The following is a 22,872-nucleotide window of genomic DNA, read 5'->3' on the forward strand; positions in this document are numbered from 1 at the left end:
AATATGAAAAGTATATATAAAAAAAATAGAAACAAGGGGTTGTATTTAATGCTTCTTTTTATGGGCTTTCTTTCTTTTAATTCATGTGATAATGATTTTGGAGATATTAACGATGGCTATGAAGCAAAGCTTTACAAAGCAAACATTCCAGGATTGTTTAATGGAATGGTAGCATCACTTAAATTTGAAGATACAAGATATAAAGTACCTATGGCTTGGTTATATCAGTGGAACCAACAGGCAGCTATGTATGGTGCTACAGGATTTCGTTTAGATGATGCAGTTACTCCAGCTTGGAGAAACTACTATGCAACTTTGGCGAATTATAACGATTTGTTAGGGTTAATAGCTAAAGAAGAAGTACCTGAAAACTATAAAAATGTAGAAGCGATGGCAAAAATTATAATAGCGTATAAAACTTTGTCTAACACTTTACTTTATGGAAATATGCCATATTCAGAAGCTGGGAAAGGTTTTTTAACAACAGATAGTTTTAGACCAGTTTACGAAGATCAACAGTCTATTATGAAAGCAGCGATTAGCAACTTAACTGCTGCAATTGGAGATTTGTCTACAAGCACCTCTCAGTTTTCTTTAGGAAGTTCAGAAACACTTTTAGGGAATGATGTTAATATGTGGAAAAAATTCGCCAACTCTGTTCGTTTAAATGCGGCAATGATTATGATAGAAAAGGACGAAGCTTTTGCTGCTCCAATTATTACTGCATCTTTAGAGGCTCCATTATTAACTTCAGAAGAATACGTTTCTTTAGATCCGGGAAAAATAGCTGGACTTCAAAATAATAGAGAATGGTATTTTAGAGGAAACTCTTATTTAAGAATGGGTTCTACGATGTTTAATGAAATGTCTAGTACAACAGCTGTAGATGGTTCTGGAATTTACGATTTAAGAACAAGCATTTTGTTCGAACCTAATGAAGACGATAAGTGGATTCCTTATCCTCAAATTTCTGATGCGAGTACACCAACAGTAACTGGAGATCCACATATAGAAGCAAGAGTGAAAAAAGATTGGACTAAAAATAGATCGAATTTTGCAACTTTTAACGTGTATTATGTGCAAGATCATTCTATACCACAATTTTTAATTACAGGGTCTCAAGTAAGCTTTTTAAAGGCAGAGATTTATAATAGAGGTTTAGCAGGAATTGCGGCAGATCAAGCAAAAGCGAAAACTTTTTATGAAGAAGGTATTACAGCATCTGTTAACTTTTGGTATAACCACGCTTTTAATTCAATTTGGGATGTAAATAAGCCTGCTGCTGCTGCACCAACATCTGCAGAATTAACAGCAATGTTAACAAACCCAGAAGTAGCTTACAGCTCAAATGCTTCAGATGCATTAACTCAGATTTATAAACAAAGTTGGATTGCTTTAATTCATCAACCAATAGAGGCTTGGACGCTTAAAAGAAGAACTGGAGATGCAACACCTGGAGTTCAATTACCAGCAACTAGTTTAGTAACAGACTTTAATAGATTGGTGTACCCACCTTCAGAAAGAGAAACGAATCGTGTAAACTGGACTGCTGCAACAGGCGGAACAGATTCAGAGAAAGTTAAAACATGGATTCAGAAATAAATAGATAAATTTTATCTAAAACAAATTTTAATAGGGCTCTTGTCAATTATTTGATTATTTGATAGAGGGCTCTATTTTTTTTATAACATTATTTGATATTTTAATGTTATTTTTGGATGATTAAGTAAAAAGCTTATTGAAATAAAATGAAGAAACCATCTTAAAAGTATAAGAATTTGTCATCATTTCAACTGTAATGGAGAAATCTTATTTTTTGATTTTTAGTATTTTATGTTTTTCGACTTCGCTCAAAATGATCTTTTTTAAAACAAATATTAATAATTAACAAACATAGGATGACAGCTAAACTTACTTTTGAGATAGCCTCTTTGTTTTTTAATTAAAACCTGCTTTAAGAGTATTAAAATTAAGGAAGTTACTTTATGTAGTATTGAAGGATAATCGGTTTTACTTAAAGCTTTTCAGGTTTAAAAACTTATAGAAAAGTTTCTCAAAATTAGTTAATCGAAGAATTTAATATTCTAGCTTTAACATCATCAATATAACTTCGACCAATTACATATCTCATTCCTCCAACTTCCACACTATTTCCTTCTAAAACTTCTATTTTATCGAGTGCAACTGTATAAGATCTATGGATTCGTATAAAACTTTCCGAAGGTAACATTTCTGTAAAACTATTGTGTGTTTGATGGATTATGTATCGCTCTGTAGAGGTACTAATTTTTAAATAATCTCTTAGACTTTCAATCACTAAAATTTCATCTAAATAAATTTTAATATTTTTCTTTTTTTCTATTTTAATAAAGATAAAAGGTCTAGAGTTTGTTTTTTTTTGAGGTAATTTATTGGTATTAAAGATTTTATGCACCTTATTAATAGCTAAAATAAATCTCGGAAAAGGAATCGGTTTAATTAAATAATCTAACACTTCCAACTCATAGGTTTCCACAGCGTATTCTTTGTGGGCGCTTGTTATAATAATTAGAGGTTTGTTTTCTAGGCTTTTAATAAAGCTTAAACCATCTAAAAGAGGCATATTTATGTCTAAGAAAATTAAATCAACTTTTTCTTTTTTTAGAAAATTTAATGCGTCAATGGCGTTTCCGAAAGTAGAAACGACCTTAATATCTTCAATTTTATCTAAGTAGTTATTAATCAAATTAATAGCTAATGGTTCATCATCAATAATCAAACTTCTTATCTCCATTTTTATACTTTTATTTTTAAATTTACAATAAATAAATTATTTATGGTTTCAATAGATAAATCGTAGTCTTCTTTACGATACCCAAGTTCTAATCTTTTTTTAACGTTCGTTAATCCAATTCCCCCAAAATTAGGTATAATTTTATTCTTTTTATAAATTGAAACTGCAGGAGTAGGGTTTGTTATTTTAAAATAAAGGAAGTTTTCTTTAACTTTAAAACTAATATCTAACTTCACTTTATTAATATTTTTGTCTATTCCGTGTTTAAAAGCATTTTCTACGAAAGATAACAATAATATAGGAGCTATTTTTTTTCCTATGATATTTCCAGCCATATCCATATTTACTTCCAGTAATTCTCCATGTCTCATTCTTTCTAATTCGATATAATTTTGAATGCATAGAATTTCTTTTTCTAGACTTTGTCTTTTGTTACCAGTTTCATAAAGAATATATCGCATTAATTCTGACAGTTTTAAGATTATTTTCGGCGTCTTTTCCGATTTTTCAATAGCTAAAGAATAAATGTTATTTAAGGTATTAAAAAAGAAATGAGGAGAAACCTGAGATCTTAAAAATAACAATTCAGTTTCTAATTGCACTTTTTCTAAATCTATTAACCTTTTGTGCTCTTTAATCCAATCCATTGTAATCTTTATGGCAGTTACAAAGGTTACAACGTACAATTCTCCAATCATCATATCTATAGCGTAATCCATTGTAAATTCATGAATTTGTTTTGGTCCTTCTGGCCAAACATCATTGCTAACAAGGTAATAAGTTAGGTTAAACTTCAAAAAAACCATTGTTAATAACGAAGCTATAACTAAGAGTATATAGGTCTTATATTTACGTTTAAAAACAAATTTTGGCATTAAATAATAAATATTAAGATAGGTTAAGAAAATATGTATTGGAAAACCAATAAGATTGGTTTTAAAAGAATACATAAAATCGTTAAAATATCTACTCCAGCGAAAAGTATTAAATAGAAAATAAATTAACCAAAAGATTATATGATGTCTTAGTGTTATGTTAAATAATTTTCTAGGTTTCATAATTGTACTTTTTGATGTCTGTCGACATTCGTAAGCTATCTGTCTAATATTATTCTTTATACAGCTGTTCTTTTTTTAATTTACTTCACTAAAAACAGAAATAAATGATATTTTTTAAAAACCCCAATATAAAGATATTTTACATTTTATTAACCCTGCTAACAGTTGTTTCCTGTGATAAAAATAGCAAAGAACCAGAAATACAATCGTTAACAGAGTTTGTAGATCCTTTTATTGGAACAGGAGGTCATGGACATACATATCCTGGAGCAACCGTTCCTTTTGGAATGTTGCAAGTGACTCCTGTAAATGGAATTTCTAAATGGGATTGGTGTTCTGGGTATCATTATTCAGATTCTGTAGCAGTTGGTTTTAGTCATTTAGCTTTAAGTGGAACAGGAATTGGAGATTTGGTAGATATTCTTTTTATGCCAATTAATAAAAAGGTCGATTTATCTATCAACCCAAAATCGAGAGATAGTATTGCTTATAAATCTTCTTATAGTCACAATAACGAAACAGCAAAACCAGGTTATTATCAGGTTTTCTTAGAAGATCACAATGTAAATGTTGAATTAACAACCACAAAAAGAACAGCATATCATAAATATACTTTTCAAAAAGATGATAAGCAATCTGTAGTTATTGATTTAGGTTTTGCAATAAATTGGGATACTCCTTTAAAAACATCTGTACATATTGAAGATAAATATACCATAAGTGGAACTCGTTTTAGTAAAGGTTGGGCAAGAAACCAAAAAGTATTTTTTGTAGCTAAATTCTCGAAACCAATAACAAAACATCAAATATATGCTGATGGTAACCTTGTAGAAAAGAACACTTCAGAAGGCATAAAAACAGCTACACAATTATTTTTTGATACTAAGAGTAATGAAGAATTATTTGTAAAAGTAGCTTTATCATCTGTAAGTGTAGAAAATGCAAAAAACAATTTAAGAGAAGGAAATTTCAATTTTAACGCTATAAAAGAGGAAGCAAATAATAAATGGAAAAACGCTTTAACAAAGATTGAAGTAGAAACGCCTATCGACTCTTTAAAAACAATTTTTTACACAGCAATGTATCACGCACAATTGGCACCAGTTACTTACAGTGATAAAAACGGACAATTTAGAAAAGAAAATGATGAAATTGTAACTGCGAACGATTATACAGCATATTCAACCTTATCGCTTTGGGATACTTTTAGGGCCGAACATCCTTTACTAACCTTAACAGCGCCAGATAGAGTTTCGGATATTATAAACACAATGTTGGCGTATTACGAAACCAAAAAAATATTACCAGTTTGGACCTTGTATGCAAACGAAACCAATACAATGACGGGTTATCACTCGATACCTGTAATTGTGGAAGCATATATGAAAGGAATTCGTGGTTTTGATACCGGAAAAGCATTTGAAGCAATGAAAACCACAATGATGCAAGACGAAAGAGGATTGAATCATTATAAAAAATATGGTTACATCCCATATACTTTATTGGACGAATCTGTAACAATTACTTTAGAATATGCCTATGACGATTGGTGTGTAGCTCAAATGGCAAAGGCACTAGGAAAAGATGCTGATTACAAATTTTTCTTAAATCGTTCTAAAGCATATCAACATCTATTTGATAATAAAACTGGTTTTATGCGAGGGAAAGCTGTAGATGGTAAATCTTGGAACGAACCTTTTGATGCAAAACATTCTAACCACAGAGAGCAAACAGATTATACAGAAGGAAATGCATGGCAACATAGTTGGTTTGTGCCCCAAGATCCAGAAAATTTTATTAAACTTCATGGAAGTAACGAAATTTTTACAAGTAGATTAGAGCAATTATTTACGGAAAGCTCAGAAATTACTGGAGATAATATTTCCGCAGATATTTCTGGACTTATTGGGCAATATGCGCATGGAAATGAACCAAGCCATCATATAGCTTATCTTTTTAATCATGCAAAGCAACCTTGGCGAACGCAATATTGGGCTCGTCATATTATGGATACACAATACAATACAACACCAAATGGTTTAAGTGGAAACGAAGATTGTGGACAAATGAGTGCTTGGTATGCACTGAGTTCTATTGGTTTGTATGCAATGAATCCTGCCTCTGGAAATTATGAAATAGGAAGCCCTATTTTTGAAAAAGTTACCATTAAAGTTGCTGACGGAAAAACATTTGTAATCGAAGCAGAAAACGTTTCAGATAAAAATATATATATACAATCTGCAACACTTAATGGTAAAGAGTTCAATAGAACAAACATCTCTCATAAAGAGATTTTAGAAGGAGGAACATTACATTTTGTAATGGGAAATCAACCAAATAAAAATTGGGGAGTTTAAAATAAACAATTCGTAGCCCATAAAAACGAACCAATAACCCAAACCAACCAATATGGATATCATCGATGTTTCAATAATAGTGCTCTATATCTTCTTAACTTTAGGCGTAGGAATTTGGATTTCTAAAAGAGCATCAAAAGGATTAGATTCTTATTTTCTTGGAGGAAAAAGTATAAAGTGGTATTACTTAGGTTTAAGCAATGGTTCAGGAATGTTCGATGTTTCTGGAACAGCTTGGATGGTAGGTATTTTATTTTTGTATGGCGTTAAAAGTTTCATGTTCATGTGGATGTGGCCAATTTGGAACCAGATTTTTATAATGATTTTCTTAGCAGCCTGGATTCGACGTTCGAATATTATGACAGGTTCCGAGTGGATTTTAACACGTTTTGGAGATGATAAAGCAGGTAGAGCATCGCATTTAATTGTGGCAATTTTTGCAATTATTGCTTCCATTGGTTTTATTGCTTACTTTTTTGAAGGAGTAGGGAAGTTTATGTCCATTATACTTCCTTGGGATTTAACTTTTATGATTGGGCAAAGCGAACTTTTAACATCCGACCAAAGTTATGCCCTAATCATTATATTTTTAACAACCATTTATACCATTAAAGGAGGAATGTTTTCTGTAGTTGCAACCGAAGTTTTACAATATGGAATTATGGTTTTAGCAGGACTTTTAATTGCAGGCTATGCTTTTATTACAGTAACAGATATCGAAATAAGCAACGTGCTTTCCACAGAATGGAGCAATATAATGTTTGGCTGGGAAATTGAAGGTTCTTGGACAGGTAAATACGAAGCTTTTAATAATTTAATAGATACACAAGGCTATAAAATGTTTGGTGCATTTATTGGAATGTCGCTTTTTAAAGGAATTTTTGCAAGTATTGCTGGGCCAACACCTAGTTACGATATGCAACGAATTTTATCTACAAGATCTGTAAAAGAAGCAGCATACATGTCTGGTTTTACGAACCTTGTGCTTTTTATTCCTCGTTATTTATTAATTGGAGGAATCGTTATTCTTGCATTGGTATATATCGCTCCAGAAATGGCGGTTTCAAACACATTAAGTTTAAGTGATTTAGAAATTATTCTTCCAAAAGTAATTAATAACCACGTGCCAGTTGGTATCAAAGGATTGTTATTGGCAGGACTTTTAGCAGCATTTATGTCAACTTTTTCGGCATTTGTAAATTCTGGGCCAGCTTATATTGTAAACGATATTTATAAGAAATATTTTAAACCAACTGCTCCAGATAAACATTATGTAAAAGCAAGTCATATTGCCTCTTTCGCAATTGTTATTATTGGCGTAATTATGGGATTCTTTGCAGATTCTATAAACTCACTAACCTTATGGATAACCAGTGCGCTTTATGGAGGTTATGTAGCAGCAAATTTCTTAAAATGGATTTGGTGGCGTTTTAATGGTTGGGGTTATTTCTGGGGAATGACTGCTGGTTTATTTATTGCAACACTTCAATTCTTGTTAGACCAAAATAAGGCGAATTTCGAAATGGGTACTTGGTTACACGATTTGGCGCAAATACCTGCGATTTACATTTTTCCTATTATATTTATAGTCTCTTTATTGGGGTCTTTTTTAGGAACACTTTTAACACCAGCAACATCAATGGAAACTTTAAAAAAGTTTTATTCGAACGTTCGTCCTTGGGGTTGGTGGAGTCCAGTTTATAAAGAATTAAAAGGTGAAGACGAAACATTTACAAAAAACGAAGATTTTGTAAGTGATATGTTAAATTGTGTAATTGGTGTTGTTTGGCAATCTAGCATGATTTTGCTACCAATATATTTTATGATTAGAGATTATCCTAAGACATTAATTGCACTATTAGTTTTTGTGGTTACATCCATTGTTTTAAAATTTACTTGGTTAGATAGAGTGAAGAAATATAAAAATTAAAAAGAAATGAGTTCAATTCCTTGGCAAGATAAACCAGAAAATTCGAATGATGTTGTTTGGCGTTATTCAAAAAATCCTATAATTAATAGATACGATATTCCATCTTCTAACAGTATTTTTAATAGCGCTGTAGTTCCTTTTAAAGATGGTTTTGCAGGTGTTTTTAGGTGTGATAATAAAGCAGTACAAATGAATATTTTTGCTGGTTTTAGTAAAAACGGAATCGATTGGGAAATTAATAACGAACCCATTAAAATGAAGGCAGGAAACACAAAAATGATTGAATCGGATTACAAATACGATCCGCGAGTTGTTTTTATTGAAGACAGGTATTGGATTACTTGGTGTAATGGTTACAATGGCCCCACAATTGGTATTGGTTATACCTTTGATTTTAAAGAGTTTTTTCAATGTGAAAATGCTTTTTTACCTTTCAATAGAAATGGCGTTTTATTTCCACAGAAAATAAACGGAAAATACGCGATGTTAAGTCGTCCGAGTGATAATGGACACACACCATTTGGCGATATTTATATCAGTTACAGTCTAGATATGAAATATTGGGGAGAACATAGATGTGTTATGAAAGCAACTCCTTTTGAGGATAGTGCTTGGCAATGTACAAAAATTGGTGCTGGGCCAATTCCAATTCTTACAGACGAAGGTTGGTTAATGTTATATCATGGAGTTATAAATACGTGTAACGGATTTAGATATGCAATGGGTGCTGCAATTCTCGAAGAAAACGCACCAGACAAAGTAAAATATAGAACACAACCTTATTTGTTAGGACCAGCTGCACAATATGAAATGGTGGGAGATGTACCAAATGTAGTTTTTCCATGTGCAGCTTTGCATGATACAAAAGAAGATAAATTAGCAATTTATTACGGTGCAGCAGATACAGTTGTAGCGATGGCTTTTGGTAATTTGAGTGAAGTCGTACAATTTACGAAAGATAATAGTTTATAAGATGAAGATGTTATCAAAATTAAAATATGTAAGTATTGTTTTTTGTGGTGTTTCCATAATGAGTTGTGCACAATCCAAAAAGGAAATTATTCCAGAAACGTATGTCGCTCATAAAACTTCAGAAACCATTGTTATTGATGGGAAAGCGAATGAGGCTGATTGGAAAAAAGCAAAATGGACAAACAATTTTATAGATATTGAAGGAGTAAAAATACCAAAATATCAAACCAATGTAAAAATGCTTTGGAACGAAAATTACTATTATATCTTAGCTGAAATAAAAGAACCTCATATTTGGGCAGACATAACAAAACGAGACGAGGTTATTTTTTATAATAATGATTTTGAGGTTTTTATAGAGCCAGATGGAGACACGCATAATTATTACGAACTAGAAATTAATGCACTAAATACTGCTTGGGATTTATTTATTTCGAAACCCTATAGAGAGTTAGATGGAGTTGTTTTAAATGATTGGAATTATACCAATTTAAAATCTGCAATTAGCATTAATGGAACATTAAATAATTCGAACGATATCGATAAAAGTTGGACCCTAGAAATAGCCATTCCTTTTAAAGATTTAAGAACAGCTTATAAACAAAAAAATGTACCAAGAGATAAATTTTGGCGTGTTAATTTTTCGAGAGTAAACTGGGATTATGATATTAAAGAAGGTAAATATTCTCGAAAAAAAGGAAAAGATGGTAAATATTTACATGAATATAATTGGGTTTGGTCGCCAACAGGAGTTATAAATATGCATTTGCCTGAAAATTGGGGATATGTTTATTTTTCATCAAAAAATGTAGAAAGTAACGAATCTTTTACAATTTCAAAAGACGATAAAATTAAATGGGAATTGTACAAATTGTACCGAAAACAAAAAAAACATTTTAAAAAGAATAATTCTTGGTTATCGGCTTATGAATTATTGTCAACAGCAATCATAGTGGATGGAAAAACGATTACACCAGAATTAAAGTTTCATGATACAGGTTGGAATTTAATCGTAAAAAGTCCATTTACAAAAAAAACACTATTTTTAAAAGAAGACGGAAAATTTTTCACAAATTAATATTTAATCAAATGAGAGCAACCTTTTTGTCAATAAAATTAATTGTTTTTATAGGTTTAATATTGCTTTTTGTTAACTGTACAAAACAAGTTAAAACCGATAATAAGCATACTGAAGATTTAAAAATAATTGGATATGTGGCGGGTTATGAAAATTATGATATAGCAAAAGTTGATGCAACAAAACTAACACATATAAATTATGCATTTGCCAATATCGTTGAAGGGAAGCCAAAATTTGAGCTAGACATAGATGCTATAAAGATTTCCAAATTAATAGCGTTAAAAAAAGTAAATCCTAATTTGAAAGTTTTGTATTCTATTGGCGGATGGACTTGGTCTGATAAATTTTCGCATATAGCAGCTTATCCAGAAGCAAGAGAAAAATTTGCTAAAAGTAGTGTGCAACTTATGAAAAAATACGGGTTTGATGGTGTGGATTTAGATTGGGAATTCCCTGGACAACGTGCAGAGGATAATGCATTTAGACCTTCAGATAAAGAAAATTTTACTTTACTTTTAGCAGAAATTAGAAAACATTTAGAAAAAGCAGCAATAGCAGATAAAACCCATTATTTACTAACAATAGCTTCAGGCGCAGACCAAGCGTATATTGATAATACTGATTTGGCAAAAGCTCAGGAATACCTAGACTTTATAAATGTAATGTGTTATGACTTTTACAATGGCTGGTTTTATCAAACAGGGCATCATGCTAATTTGTATCCTTCAGAAAAAGAAAAATTTAAAGGTAATAGTGGGCAGGAAGCAATAAATAGACATATAAAAGCTGGAGTACCTGCTAATAAATTGGTTATGGGAATTCCGTTTTATGGCAGGCAATGGAGTAAAGTAAGCTTGAACAAAGATGGGTTGTACCAAACCGCGATGACTACTGGAGTTATTGTGCCATATTGGGATATCATCAAAAAAATAAAATCTGGTAATTTTAAGAAAGGTTACGATAATTCTGCGAAAGCTTCCTATTTATGGAATGCTATCGATAGTGTTTTTATATCGTGGGAAACACCTAAAGAAATAAAATTAAAAACAGAATTCATTAAAGAAAAAGGCTTAGGAGGCGCTATGTTTTGGGAATATAGTTTGGATAAAGATCAAGAATTATTAAATGCACTTTCTAAAAATATGAAATAAACAATTATGAGAACCTAAATACCAATAGATATTATTATTAACGAATTACAACCGACCTATAAAAATAATAAATTAGAGTAGATGAAAATTTAACTGCTAACAAAAAACTAATTAAAATGAAAATAATACATATAATTTTAGGCTTTGCATTGCTTTCTTGTGCGATTGCATGTAGTCAAAAACAAGAAAAAAACTACCACAATAAAGAGCGTGTAAACGAGAAAAAATTAGCATTTGATTTCGGTGTTTGGATTACTTCCAAAAAAGAAAAGAAAAATGCAGAGTATGCAGCAGAATTTAAAAAATACAAAGATGGTGGTATTGACGAGATTTTAATAAATACAAATACAGATCCAAAAGAATTGGAACGTTTAGTGCCAATTGCAACCAAAGAAGGTTTAAAAGTTCATGCGTGGATTATGGCTGTAAACCGTCCTGGAGATACAGTTGCATTAAAACACCCAGAATGGTATCAAGTAAGTCGCGAAGGAAAATCTTGTTTCGATACTAGGCCTTATGTGGATTATTACCAATGGTTGTGTCCAACAAGAGAAGCATCAAGAAATCATATTTTAGGTTTGGTAGAAGGATTATCGAAGGTAGAAGGAATTGAAAGTGTTCATTTAGATTATATTCGTTTTCCAGACATTTTTTTACCTATTGGATTGTTACCAAAATACAATTTAGTGCAAGATACAGAAATGGCAGAGTACGATTTTTGCTATTGTGATGCATGTGTAAATGCTTTTGAGAAAATACATCATAAAAACCCAAGAGAAAGCAAAAATACTGCGATTGATATGGAATGGAAAAATTTTCGCTTAAATGCCATAAAAGCTTTGGTAGACGATGCTTATAAAATTGTACATAGTAACAATAAAAAATTAACAGCAGCTGTATTTCCTTACCCAGAAATGGCAGATCACATGGTGCGTCAAAGATGGGATAAATGGAATATAGACGAGGTATATCCAATGATTTATCACGGGTTTTATAACGAAGAAATCGACTGGATTGGATATGCAACCAAACAAGGAGTTACCGATTTAAAAGGGAAAGATGTAGGTGTAAATACAGGTGTTTATTTACCTCCTTTTACCTCTAACGAAGAGTTAAAAGAAGCCATTTTGTTGGCGAAAGAAAATGGTGCAAAAGGAGTAACATTTTTTGATGGACCACAATTAACGGACGAATACTTAAAAACAATTAGAGAAACAAAAGCGTTATTTTCTAAATAGTTATGCAAAAACAAAGCTTTTTTCTTACCATCCTATTAGTACTTTTTTTTAATTGTACCAAAGAAGAAAAAAATGCTGTAAAACTAACGAGTTTTGTAAATCCGTTTATTGGTACAGATGGTCCTGGAAACACATATCCAGGAGCAACAATGCCTTTTGGAATGGTACAATTGAGCCCAGATATAGGTATTCCAGGATGGGATAGAATTGCAGGGTATTACTACCAAGATTCCATAATTTCTGGTTTTTCGCATATGCATTTAACAGGAACAGGTGCTGGAGATTTGTACGATATTTTGGTAATGCCAACCAATAGTAAGTTCTCTAAAAGAATAAAAGAAAATAATTTTAAACCTTTTTCGAGTTTTTCTCACGACAAAGAAACAGCTTCTCCAGGATATTATGCTGTAGATTTATTAGATTACAATATCAAAGTAGCAATTACTGCAACAAACCGAACAGGAATTCATAAATATACGTTTCCAAAAGATTCGTTGTCGCAAATTCATATCGATTTGGGGTATGCCTTAAATTGGGATCGTCCTACAGATACGAAAATAAAAGTGGTAAACAATACGACTATTAGAGGTTACAGAAAATCTACAGGTTGGGCAAAAGACCAACGCGTTTATTTTCAAATTGAAGTTTCCAAGCCTTTTAAATCGTATGAATTATATCAAAATGATAGTTTAGTTGTTGATGTAGCAAAAGGAAAAAACACCAAAATTATTTTAAATTATACTACAGAAAAAGCGGAAGAAATTATCTTAAAAACAGGATTATCAACAGGAAATATAGCAGGCGCAAAATTATCATTAGAAAAAGAAGCTCCTCATTTTAATTTCGAAACATATAGAAAAGCAGCAGAAAATGTTTGGGAAAAACAGCTTCAAAAAATTAAAATAGAAACAAAAGATAGTACCAAAAAACATATTTTTTATACAATGCTATACCAAAGTATGTTAGCACCAACTTTGTTAAGCGATTTAAACGGAAATTATAAAGGCGCAAACGATACCATTATGAATGCAGATGGTTTTGATAGGTATGACACGTTTTCTCTATGGGATACTTACAGAGCAGCACATCCATTATACACGATTTTACACCCAAATAAAGTGTCGGATATGATACAATCGATGTTGGCACATTACAAAGAAACAGGTCTATTACCAGTTTGGTCTATGCAAGGAAACGAAACCAATATGATGATTGGTTATCACGCAGTTCCAGTAGTCGTTGACGCTTATTTTAAAGGGATTAATTTTGATGCACAATTAGCTTACCAAGCCTGCAAAGCAAGTGCGATGGATAATGCTCGACAAATAGATGTTTATAAAGAATTAGGTTTTGTTCCCATTGATGTAAAACATGAAAATTGGTCGGTTTCTAAAACCTTAGAATATGCTTACGACGATTGGTGTATTGCGAAATTTGCTAAAAAATTAGGAAAAGAAGACGATTATCAATATTTTTTAAAGCGTTCCGAAAATTGGCGAAATGTATATGATGCACAAAGTTCATTTATGCGTCCGAAATATAAAAAAGGGAATTTTATCGAAAAATTCATTCCTAAAGAATATACACCTTACTTCTGCGAAAGTAATGCTTGGCAATATGTTTGGAATGTTCCACAAAATATAGAAGGGTTAATAAAATCGATTGGTGGAGAAGAACGATTTGAGCAAAAATTAGATTCTATGTTTACCTTAAACCCTTTGCCAGAAGATAAATTACCTATTTTTAGCACAGGAATGATTGGGCAATATGCGCATGGAAATGAACCGAGTCATCATGTGGGGTATTTGTATAATTACATAAATAAACCTTGGAAAACACAAAGTATCATTAGAGAAATTTTAGAAACACAATATAAAAACGAACCAAATGGACATTGTGGAAATGAAGATTGTGGGCAAATGTCTTCTTGGTATATTTTAAGTTCTTTAGGCTTTTATCCAGTAAACCCAGCACAAGGAATGTATAGTTTTGGTTCGCCAATTTTCGATAAAGCAACTATTAATTTAGAAAATGGAAATCAATTTACAATCGAAGCGATTAACAATTCAACAGAAAATAAATATATCCAATCTATTTCCTTGAATAATAAAAGAATAAATCGAAATTACATTTGCCATAAAGAGATTGCAAACGGAGGAAAACTCATTTTTAAAATGGGAAATAAACCCGCTAAAAATAATACATATCACCTAGGAATATCATCAAAAATTTATTAATCAAAAATATTTAAAATGAACAAAAGAGTTACATTACTATTAGTTGTTATCTGTTTTTCAATAAAAGGATTTAGTCAAGACAACCCTTTTTGGTTAAACGAAAATAAAAATGAAGATAATAGAGAGCCGATGCATGCTTCTTATTATGTTTTCGAAAATGAAGCATTGGCTAAAAAAGGTGATTGGAAAGCATCGAAAAACTATTTAGATTTAAACGGAATTTGGAAATTCAAATGGATCGAAAATGCGACAGATTTACCAAAAGATTTTCAAAAAATAACCTTTAATGATCGCAGTTGGCACGATTTTAAAATTCCTGCAACTTGGGAAGTGAATGGTTATGGATATCCAGTATATCTAAACACTTCTTACGAATTTGATAAAATATTAAAGAAAAATCCACCAATTGTTCCAGCGAAAGAAAATCACGTTGGTATTTATAGAAGAGAAATTAATGTCGATAAAAATTGGAAAGGAAAAGAGATTTTCCTTCACGTAGGTGCAGCAAAATCGAATTTAACAGTTTGGGTAAATGGCGAATATGTTGGGTATGGAGAAGATGGAAAATTACCGCAAGAATTTAACGTAACGAATTTTTTAAAACCTGGTAAAAACACCTTTGTTTTTAAAGTAATGCGTTGGAATGATGGTTCGTATTTGGAATGTCAAGATTTTTGGAGAATGAGCGGAATTACCAGAGAAACGTTTTTATATGCTCGTAATAAAACGCATTTAATAGATTTTCAAATCTTACCAAGTTTAGATGCTTCTTACAAAAACGGCGCTTTAAAAATTACAACATCGATTTCAAACCTAGAAAAGAAAAATAAATATGCTTTAGAAGTTCAACTAAAAGATGGCGATAAAATTATAGATAAAAAAGAATTAAATAAAAAGCAATTACAGCAAAAATCAACTTTTAATTTTTCAGTAAAAAACACCAAAAATTGGAGTGCAGAAATTCCGAATCTTTACACAGTAAATTTTGTTCTAAAAGATAAAAGAGGACAAGTCGTAGAATTTATTTCGAAGAAAATAGGTTTTAGAACTTCAGAAATTAAAAACGGACAATTATTAGTAAATGGGCAACCTATTTATATAAAAGGTGTAAATCGCCACGAAACAGACCCAACAACTGGGCAAACCATTTCTAAGGAAAGAATGGAGCAAGATATAAAGGTGTTGAAAGAATTCAATATCAACGCAGTTCGAACTTCACACTACCCAAATGACCCTTATTTTTACGATTTATGTGATAAATACGGAATTTATGTTGTAGACGAAGCCAATATAGAATCTCATGGAATGGGGTATAATATAACACAAACATTGGCAAACAAACCCAACTGGGAATTGGCACATTTACAACGAGTAGAAAGAATGGTTATTCGCGATAAAAACCATCCTTCGATTATAATTTGGAGTATGGGAAATGAAGCAGGTCATGGTTATAATTTTTATAGATCGTATTTAAGAATTAAAGAATTAGATAGTTCAAGACCAGTGCAATACGAAAGAGCCTCTGTTGGTGGTTGGGCAGGTAAAAATTTAGTGTTCGATTGGGATTCCGACCTTGTGGTACCTATGTATAATCCACCAAGTTCTATGATCGAATATGCAAAAGCAAACCCCAATTATAAAAAACCATTTATACAATGCGAATATGCGCATGCAATGGGAAATTCTATGGGTAATTTAAAAGACTATTGGGATATTATTAGAAAATACAAAGTATTTCAAGGTGGTTTTATTTGGGATATGATAGACCAATCTGTCTATAAAAAACGAAAAGACGGAACTGTAATTTTTGCTTATGGTGGCGATTTCGGTCCAAAAGATGTACCAAGTGATAATAACTTTTTAAATAATGGTGTTTTTAATCCAGAAAGAGAACCAAACCCGCATGCATTTGAGGTAAAGAATGTATATCAAAACATTTTAACTTCTTGGGCAGATAAAAATAAGGTTTCCGTAAAAGTTTTTAACGAATTTTTCTTTAAAGATTTAAGTAGTGTTTCTTTAAAATGGGAATTATTATTAGATGGTAAGGTTTCTCAAAAAGGAAAAATAGAAAATTTAGAGGTAAATCCGCAAGCATCTAAAACGTATAAATTACCTGTAAATTTATCAGGAAAACAATTTAGCGAAGCTTTGGTAAATATAACTTATCATATAAAAAACGATGAACCTTTTTTACCAAAAGGTTATAAAATAGCATCAGAACAATTGAGTTTAGAAGGAAGCTGGAAAAACGATATCTCTGTAAAAGGTGCTAACAGAATGAATGTTGAAAATGGTACTTCAAAAATTACTTTTAAAAGCGATAAAACAAGTATTACTTTCGATAAAAATACAGGCTTAATTGCTGGATATACATTTAACAATCAAAATATATTAAAAGAAAACACGCAAATTCACCCAAATTTTTGGAGAGCACCCAATGATAATGATATGGGAGCAGGCTTTCAGAAAAAGTTTTTAGCATGGAAAAACCCCATGAAAGAGGCAAAACTTACCAATTGGGATTATGCTACAACAGCAGATAATAAAGTAGTTGTAAAAGCAAATTATACCTTGCCAACAGTACATTCTAAATTAGCTTTAACATACGAGATAAATAGCAATGGCGAAATTAATATCGAGCAATCTATAGATATTGATGCCTCAAAAAAAGTATCTATTTTACCAAGATTTGGAATGGAAATGGTGTTGCCGAAAAAGTTTAATTCAATTTCTTATTATGGTAGAGGTCCTTTCGAAAATTATATCGATAGAAATTACAGTGCTAAAGTTGGGGTGTATAATCAAACCGTTTCAGAGCAATACTATCCATACATTCGTCCGCAAGAAACTGGGCATAAAACAGATGTTCGTTGGTGGAGTTTATCGGATGGGAAATCAACAACGATTAAAATACAATCAAATACACTTTTTGGAGCAACTGCGCTTCATTATTTAACTGCCGATTTAGATGACGGACTTAAAAAAGACCAAAGAAATGCTGCAGATATTAAAGAAAGAGATGTAACAAATTTACAGTTAGATTATAAGCAAATGGGCTTAGGAAGTATCGATAGTTGGGGGGCATGGCCAATGAAAAAATACAGGCTTTCAGAAAAATCGTATACCTATAAATTTAAAATAACACCTTCAACAAAATAATTTAAAAACAATATAAATGAAGTTTACCTATAAATACATTGTTTTAATTTTAGTAATTACAATAGTGTCTTGCAAAAAAGACAGAAATTTTACTTCGGAAGATATTCAGCTAATTCCTAAACCAGCAGAATTTAAATTAGAAAAAGGAAGTTTTGAATTTAATAAAAACACAAAATTTTTTATTAATAATGATGAACAAATGCAAGCTTCAGAAATTTTAGCAAGTAAGTTTAAAACCGTTACAAATTGGAATTTAGAAGCTGTAAAAGAAGCACCTTCTTCTAATTACATTCAATTTATAGTAAATAACGATTTAGAAAAAGAAGCCTATACACTAAATGTGAACAACAATGTAATTAAAATTGAAGCGAGTAATTTTTCAGGTTTTTTATATGGGGTTGAAACAATTCGTCAATTATTACCAGCAGAAATCGAAAGCGATAAACCTGTTAAAAATATAACTTGGGAAATTCCAAATATTACGATTACAGATGCTCCTCGTTTTAAATGGCGTGGTTTAATGTTAGATGTTTCCAGACATTTTTTCGAAAAAGAATATGTTTTAAAAACAATAGATCGTTTGGCATATTTAAAAATGAACACACTTCATTTACATTTGGTAGACGATCAAGGATGGCGTATAGAAATTAAAAAATACCCAAAACTAACAGAAGTAGGTGCTTGGAGAGTAGACCAAGAAAACAAACCATGGAATGGTAGATACACTGCAAAATTAGGCGAAAAAGCTACTTATGGAGGTTTCTACACACAAGAAGATATTAAAGAAATTGTTGCGTATGCAAAACGTAGAGGAGTAAATGTAGTGCCAGAAATAGAAATGCCAGCACACGTTACAAGTGCAATTGCATCTTATCCAGAATTCTCTTGTTTAGAAAAACCGGTAACTGTTCCTTCTGGCGGATTGTGGCCAATTACAGATATTTATTGTGCAGGAAAAGATACAACTTTCGAATTTTTACAAGATGTTTTAACGGAAGTCATGGATTTATTTCCATCGAAATATATTCATGTTGGTGGAGACGAAGCAACGAAAACCAATTGGAAAACCTGTAAAGATTGTCAAAAAAGAATGAGAACGGAAGGTTTGCATGATGTAGAAGAATTACAAAGTTATTTTATAAAACGTATGGAACGTTTTATCAGTTCTAAAGGGCGAATTTTAATTGGTTGGGACGAAATTTTAGAAGGTGGTTTAGCTCCAGGAGCAACAGTTATGAGTTGGCGAGGTGTAAAAGGTGGTTTAGAAGCATCTAAACAAGGGCATGATGTGGTGATGAGCCCAGGAACACATTGTTATTTCGACCATTATCAAGGGCCTATGGATACAGAACCTAAAGCTTGGGGAGGTTATACTCCAGTGAGTAAAGTGTATAAATTTGACCCTGTTGTAAAATCTATGACAAAAGAACAGGCAAAACATGTTTTGGGAGGGCAAGCCAATTTATGGGCAGAATATATTTCAACAACATCGCAATCGGAATATATGATTTTTCCAAGATTAACAGCATTATCTGAAGTGCTTTGGAGTTCGAAAAAGAATAGAAGTTGGCAGGAGTTTACTCCACGTTTAAAATCGATGTTTACACGTTACGATTTTCAAGGAATTAATTATGCTAAAAGTGCCTATACCATTTCTACTGAAACTCAAGTGAATGATACAACAAATGTAATTTCAATAGCGCTTAAAAACGAATTTCCTAATTCAGATATTCGTTACGTTTTAAATAATGTATCATTAGATAACGAAGCAATTCCTTACAAAAAACCAATAGAATTAAAAGAAACAACAACCATAAAAGCATCAGTATTTAAGGATGACAAACCAGTAGGAAAAATATTTAAAAAAACGTTTAAATATCATAAAGCAGTTGGTAAAAAAGTAACTTATCTAACAAAATATAGCGATAGTTATAAAGGTACAGGAGCAAAAAATATGACCAATATTATTAGAGGTTCTAAAAATTTCCATGATGGCCAATGGCAAGCTTGGATTGGGAACGATATGGAAGTTGTTATCGATTTAGAAACACCAACAGAAATTAGTAAAGTAAGTGTAGGAGCTATGGATCATCAAGGTCCTGGAATCTATTATCCAACGAAAGTAGAAGTATTATTATCTAACGATGGAAAGAATTTTAAAAGAGCGGGTTTAATAGATAGAGCGTTAAAAGTGAGCCCGAATATCGAAATTAAAGATTTTATTATTAACTTTAAGAGTGAGAGAGCGAGGTATGTAAAAGTGATTGCAAAGAGCGTTAAAAAAACACCAAATGGAGGTGGAGCATGGTTGTTTGTAGATGAGATTGTCGTAGAATAATTTAGTTATCTAACTATATAGGCTTGTTATTTGTCGAATTTTTTCGGCTATTTCATAAGGTTTGTATATGTTGAAGTCGAACTCGTAAAGAATTCAAAAAAAAACATGAATCTGTCTATGGGGAGAAGGTTTCCTTGCAATTTTACAAATTGTGAGGTTAAACCTGAAATTAGATCTGCTGAGTTTACCTGTTAATTAATAATTTGTTGTAATGGCCCAGTTAAAAGGCGTAAAATCATTTAAATTAGCACTGTACTTTATAATACCATTTATTTTGGTATTGTTAATTAAGTATAAAATAAGCAAAAACAATGGCGATTATTTACCAGTAAATAGTCAAGCTAATAATACAATTTATACCTCAAAATCAGGGAGTAGAGACCTTAAACTTCCTGAGACAATCGATTATATTTTTCATGTAAAACCAATCCTTTCAGATCGTTGTTATTTGTGTCATGGGCCAGATGAAGGAACTCGTGAAGCAGGTTTAAGATTAGATACAAAAGAAGGAGCTTATGCTGCCATTGGAGCAAATTTAGATAGGCATGCAATTGTTCCTGGAAATACAGAAGCAAGTAGATTGGTATTCAAAATTAATACCAAAGATCCGCAACAAATAATGCCTCCAATTCGCTCTAATCTTACCTTAACAGATTACGAAAAAGCAGTACTTTCTAAATGGATTGAACAAGGTGCCGTTTGGAAAGGTCATTGGGCATTTACACCACCTGTAAAAACGGAAATTCCAAAAGTAACGAATTCAGATTGGGTAAATAACAAGATAGATTTTTTCATTCTTAAAAAATTGGAAGAAAAAGGATTGCAACCTTCAGAAAAAGCGACCAAAGAAAAACTCATCAGAAAAGTGTACTTCGATATTACAGGATTACCACCAAGTATTAAAGATATCGACAATTTTATAAATGACAATGCAGAGAATGCATACGAAAAAATAGTTGACAAATTATTAGCTTCGAAAGCCTATGGAGAGCGCATGACTTCCAATTGGCTAGATGTTGCCAGATATGCAGACACACATGGATATCAAGACGATTTAGAACGAGTAATGTGGCCTTGGAGAGATTGGGTTATTAATGCTTATAACAAAAATTTACCTTATGATAAATTTATAAAATGGCAAGTTGCAGGCGATTTGTTACCAAACGCAACAATGGAGCAAATTGTAGCGACTGGTTTTAATAGAAATCACAAAATTACGCAAGAAGGTGGGGTAATTGATGAAGAATATAGAGTAGAATATGTAATGGACAGAACCAATACAACTTCTACAGCATTGTTAGGTTTAACGATGGAATGTGCAAGATGTCACGATCATAAATACGATCCCATTTCCCAAAAAGAATTTTATGGATTTTATAGTTTTTTCAATAAAGTAAAAGAAAAAGGAAGAATAGATTATGATGAAATTCCAGAACCAAACATTAAAATCACCAACAAAGAAATTCAAGAAACGTTAGCATTTATAAACAAACCAGATTCTATTCCAGAACTGAATCTTATGGTAATGAAAGACGATGCTCCAAAACGTAAAACATTTATTTTAAAAAGAGGTGAATACGATGCACCTACAGAAGAAGTAAATGCAGGAACTCCAGAAGCAGTTTTACCATTTACAGATGAATTTCAAAAAGACAGATTAGGGTTAACAGAGTGGCTTTTTAATAATAAAAATCCTTTAACAGCAAGAGTTGCTATCAATAGAATATGGCAACAAATATTCGGAACAGGAATTGTTTCTACAGTAGACGATTTTGGAAACCAAGGAGCATTGCCAACACACCCAGAATTATTAGATTGGTTAGCAGTTACTTTTAGAGAAGAAGGTTGGGATACCAAAAAAATGATTAAAATGATGGTCATGTCCAGCACATACCAACAAAGTTCTAAAGTAACATCAGAATTATTGGAATTAGACCCAAATAATTTATTGTTAGCGCGAAGTTCTCGAAGTAAATTAACAGCAGAAATGATTAGAGATAACGCTCTGGCTGTAAGTGGTTTGTTAGTTGAGAAAATTGGCGGACCAAGTGTAAAACCTTATCAACCAAAAGGATTGTGGGCAGAAACAACTTCAGGACAAGGACTTACAAAATATATTATAGACTCTGGAGAAGGCAAATACAGAAGAAGTTTATATACGTTTTGGAAACGAACAGTTCCACCACCATTTATGATAACTTTCGATGCTGCTTCACGAGACTTATGCTCTGTAAAACGCCAAAAAACAAGTACTCCATTACAAGCTTTGGTGATGTTAAACGATCCTCAATTGATGGAAGCGTCGAAACATTTAGCGGAAAAAACATTAAGTCATAAAGAGTGGACAGATTTAGATAGAATAAAAAACATATTTAAAGCCATTACATCACGAACTCCTAAAGAAGATGAAGTAGATAGTTTATTGGAGTATTTAGAATCTTCGAAAGAAGCTTTTAAAACCTCAAACAAGGCTAAAAATGCAGAGGTAGATTCATCAAATAAAGAACATTATGCGTTTACAATATTAACAAGTTTATTATTTAATCTTGATGAAGCAATAGTTAAAGGATAATAT

Annotated in this window: 13 protein-coding genes; 11 read left to right on the plus strand and 2 right to left on the minus strand. The window is 31.7% G+C overall.

Annotation, left to right across the window (positions count from 1 at the left end):
- Positions 1 to 3 precede the first annotated feature (3 nt).
- Positions 4 to 1,602 carry a SusD/RagB family nutrient-binding outer membrane lipoprotein gene (locus J3359_RS15525; protein WP_208077902.1) on the plus strand — a complete coding sequence of 533 codons (1,599 nt, stop codon included), beginning with the start codon at positions 4 to 6 and terminating at the stop codon, positions 1,600 to 1,602.
- A 457-nt stretch (positions 1,603 to 2,059) separates the two neighbouring features.
- On the opposite strand, the gene J3359_RS15530 is transcribed toward J3359_RS15525, so the two are convergent.
- Both J3359_RS15530 and J3359_RS15535 read right to left on the minus strand, forming a co-directional pair.
- Positions 2,060 to 2,773, minus strand: a complete 714-nt coding sequence (locus J3359_RS15530) for a LytR/AlgR family response regulator transcription factor (protein WP_208077904.1) — start codon at positions 2,771 to 2,773, stop codon at positions 2,060 to 2,062.
- 2 nt (positions 2,774 to 2,775) lie between these two features.
- Entirely contained in the window at positions 2,776 to 3,831 is a 1,056-nt protein-coding gene (locus J3359_RS15535) for a sensor histidine kinase (protein ID WP_208077905.1), read from the minus strand.
- A gap of 104 nt (positions 3,832 to 3,935) precedes the next feature.
- On the opposite strand from J3359_RS15535, the gene J3359_RS15540 reads away from it, so the two are divergent.
- From J3359_RS15540 to J3359_RS15585, 10 genes are all read left to right on the plus strand, one after another.
- On the plus strand, positions 3,936 to 6,188 hold the full coding sequence (locus J3359_RS15540) for a GH92 family glycosyl hydrolase (protein WP_208077907.1): 2,253 nt from the start codon (positions 3,936 to 3,938) through the stop codon (positions 6,186 to 6,188).
- A 52-nt stretch (positions 6,189 to 6,240) separates the two neighbouring features.
- Entirely contained in the window at positions 6,241 to 8,118 is a 1,878-nt protein-coding gene (locus J3359_RS15545; protein WP_208077909.1) for a sodium:solute symporter family protein, read from the plus strand.
- 6 nt (positions 8,119 to 8,124) lie between these two features.
- Positions 8,125 to 9,090: a glycoside hydrolase family 130 protein gene (locus J3359_RS15550; RefSeq protein ID WP_208077910.1), complete on the plus strand. Its 966-nt coding sequence runs from the start codon at positions 8,125 to 8,127 to the stop codon at positions 9,088 to 9,090.
- Position 9,091: 1 nt separating this feature from the next.
- Complete coding sequence (locus tag J3359_RS15555) at positions 9,092 to 10,168, plus strand: carbohydrate-binding family 9-like protein (protein ID WP_367890380.1); 1,077 nt, start codon at positions 9,092 to 9,094, stop codon at positions 10,166 to 10,168.
- Between the two features lie 11 nt (positions 10,169 to 10,179).
- Positions 10,180 to 11,322: a glycoside hydrolase family 18 protein gene (locus tag J3359_RS15560; protein ID WP_208077912.1), complete on the plus strand. Its 1,143-nt coding sequence runs from the start codon at positions 10,180 to 10,182 to the stop codon at positions 11,320 to 11,322.
- A 116-nt stretch (positions 11,323 to 11,438) separates the two neighbouring features.
- Positions 11,439 to 12,560 carry a putative glycoside hydrolase gene (locus tag J3359_RS15565; RefSeq protein WP_208077914.1) on the plus strand — a complete coding sequence of 374 codons (1,122 nt, stop codon included), beginning with the start codon at positions 11,439 to 11,441 and terminating at the stop codon, positions 12,558 to 12,560.
- Positions 12,561 to 12,562: 2 nt separating this feature from the next.
- Positions 12,563 to 14,797, plus strand: a complete 2,235-nt coding sequence (locus J3359_RS15570; protein ID WP_208077916.1) for a GH92 family glycosyl hydrolase — start codon at positions 12,563 to 12,565, stop codon at positions 14,795 to 14,797.
- Between the two features lie 15 nt (positions 14,798 to 14,812).
- The gene (lacZ, locus tag J3359_RS15575; RefSeq protein WP_208077919.1) at positions 14,813 to 17,959 is read left to right on the plus strand and encodes a beta-galactosidase, LacZ type; all 3,147 of its coding nucleotides are present in this window, start codon (positions 14,813 to 14,815) and stop codon (positions 17,957 to 17,959) included.
- 16 nt (positions 17,960 to 17,975) lie between these two features.
- Positions 17,976 to 20,297 carry a glycoside hydrolase family 20 protein gene (locus tag J3359_RS15580; protein ID WP_208077921.1) on the plus strand — a complete coding sequence of 774 codons (2,322 nt, stop codon included), beginning with the start codon at positions 17,976 to 17,978 and terminating at the stop codon, positions 20,295 to 20,297.
- A 211-nt stretch (positions 20,298 to 20,508) separates the two neighbouring features.
- Entirely contained in the window at positions 20,509 to 22,869 is a 2,361-nt protein-coding gene (locus J3359_RS15585; RefSeq protein ID WP_208077923.1) for a PSD1 and planctomycete cytochrome C domain-containing protein, read from the plus strand.
- Positions 22,870 to 22,872: the final 3 nt, after the last annotated feature.

The organism is Polaribacter cellanae, from assembly GCF_017569185.1.
Classification (GTDB): domain Bacteria; phylum Bacteroidota; class Bacteroidia; order Flavobacteriales; family Flavobacteriaceae; genus Polaribacter; species Polaribacter cellanae.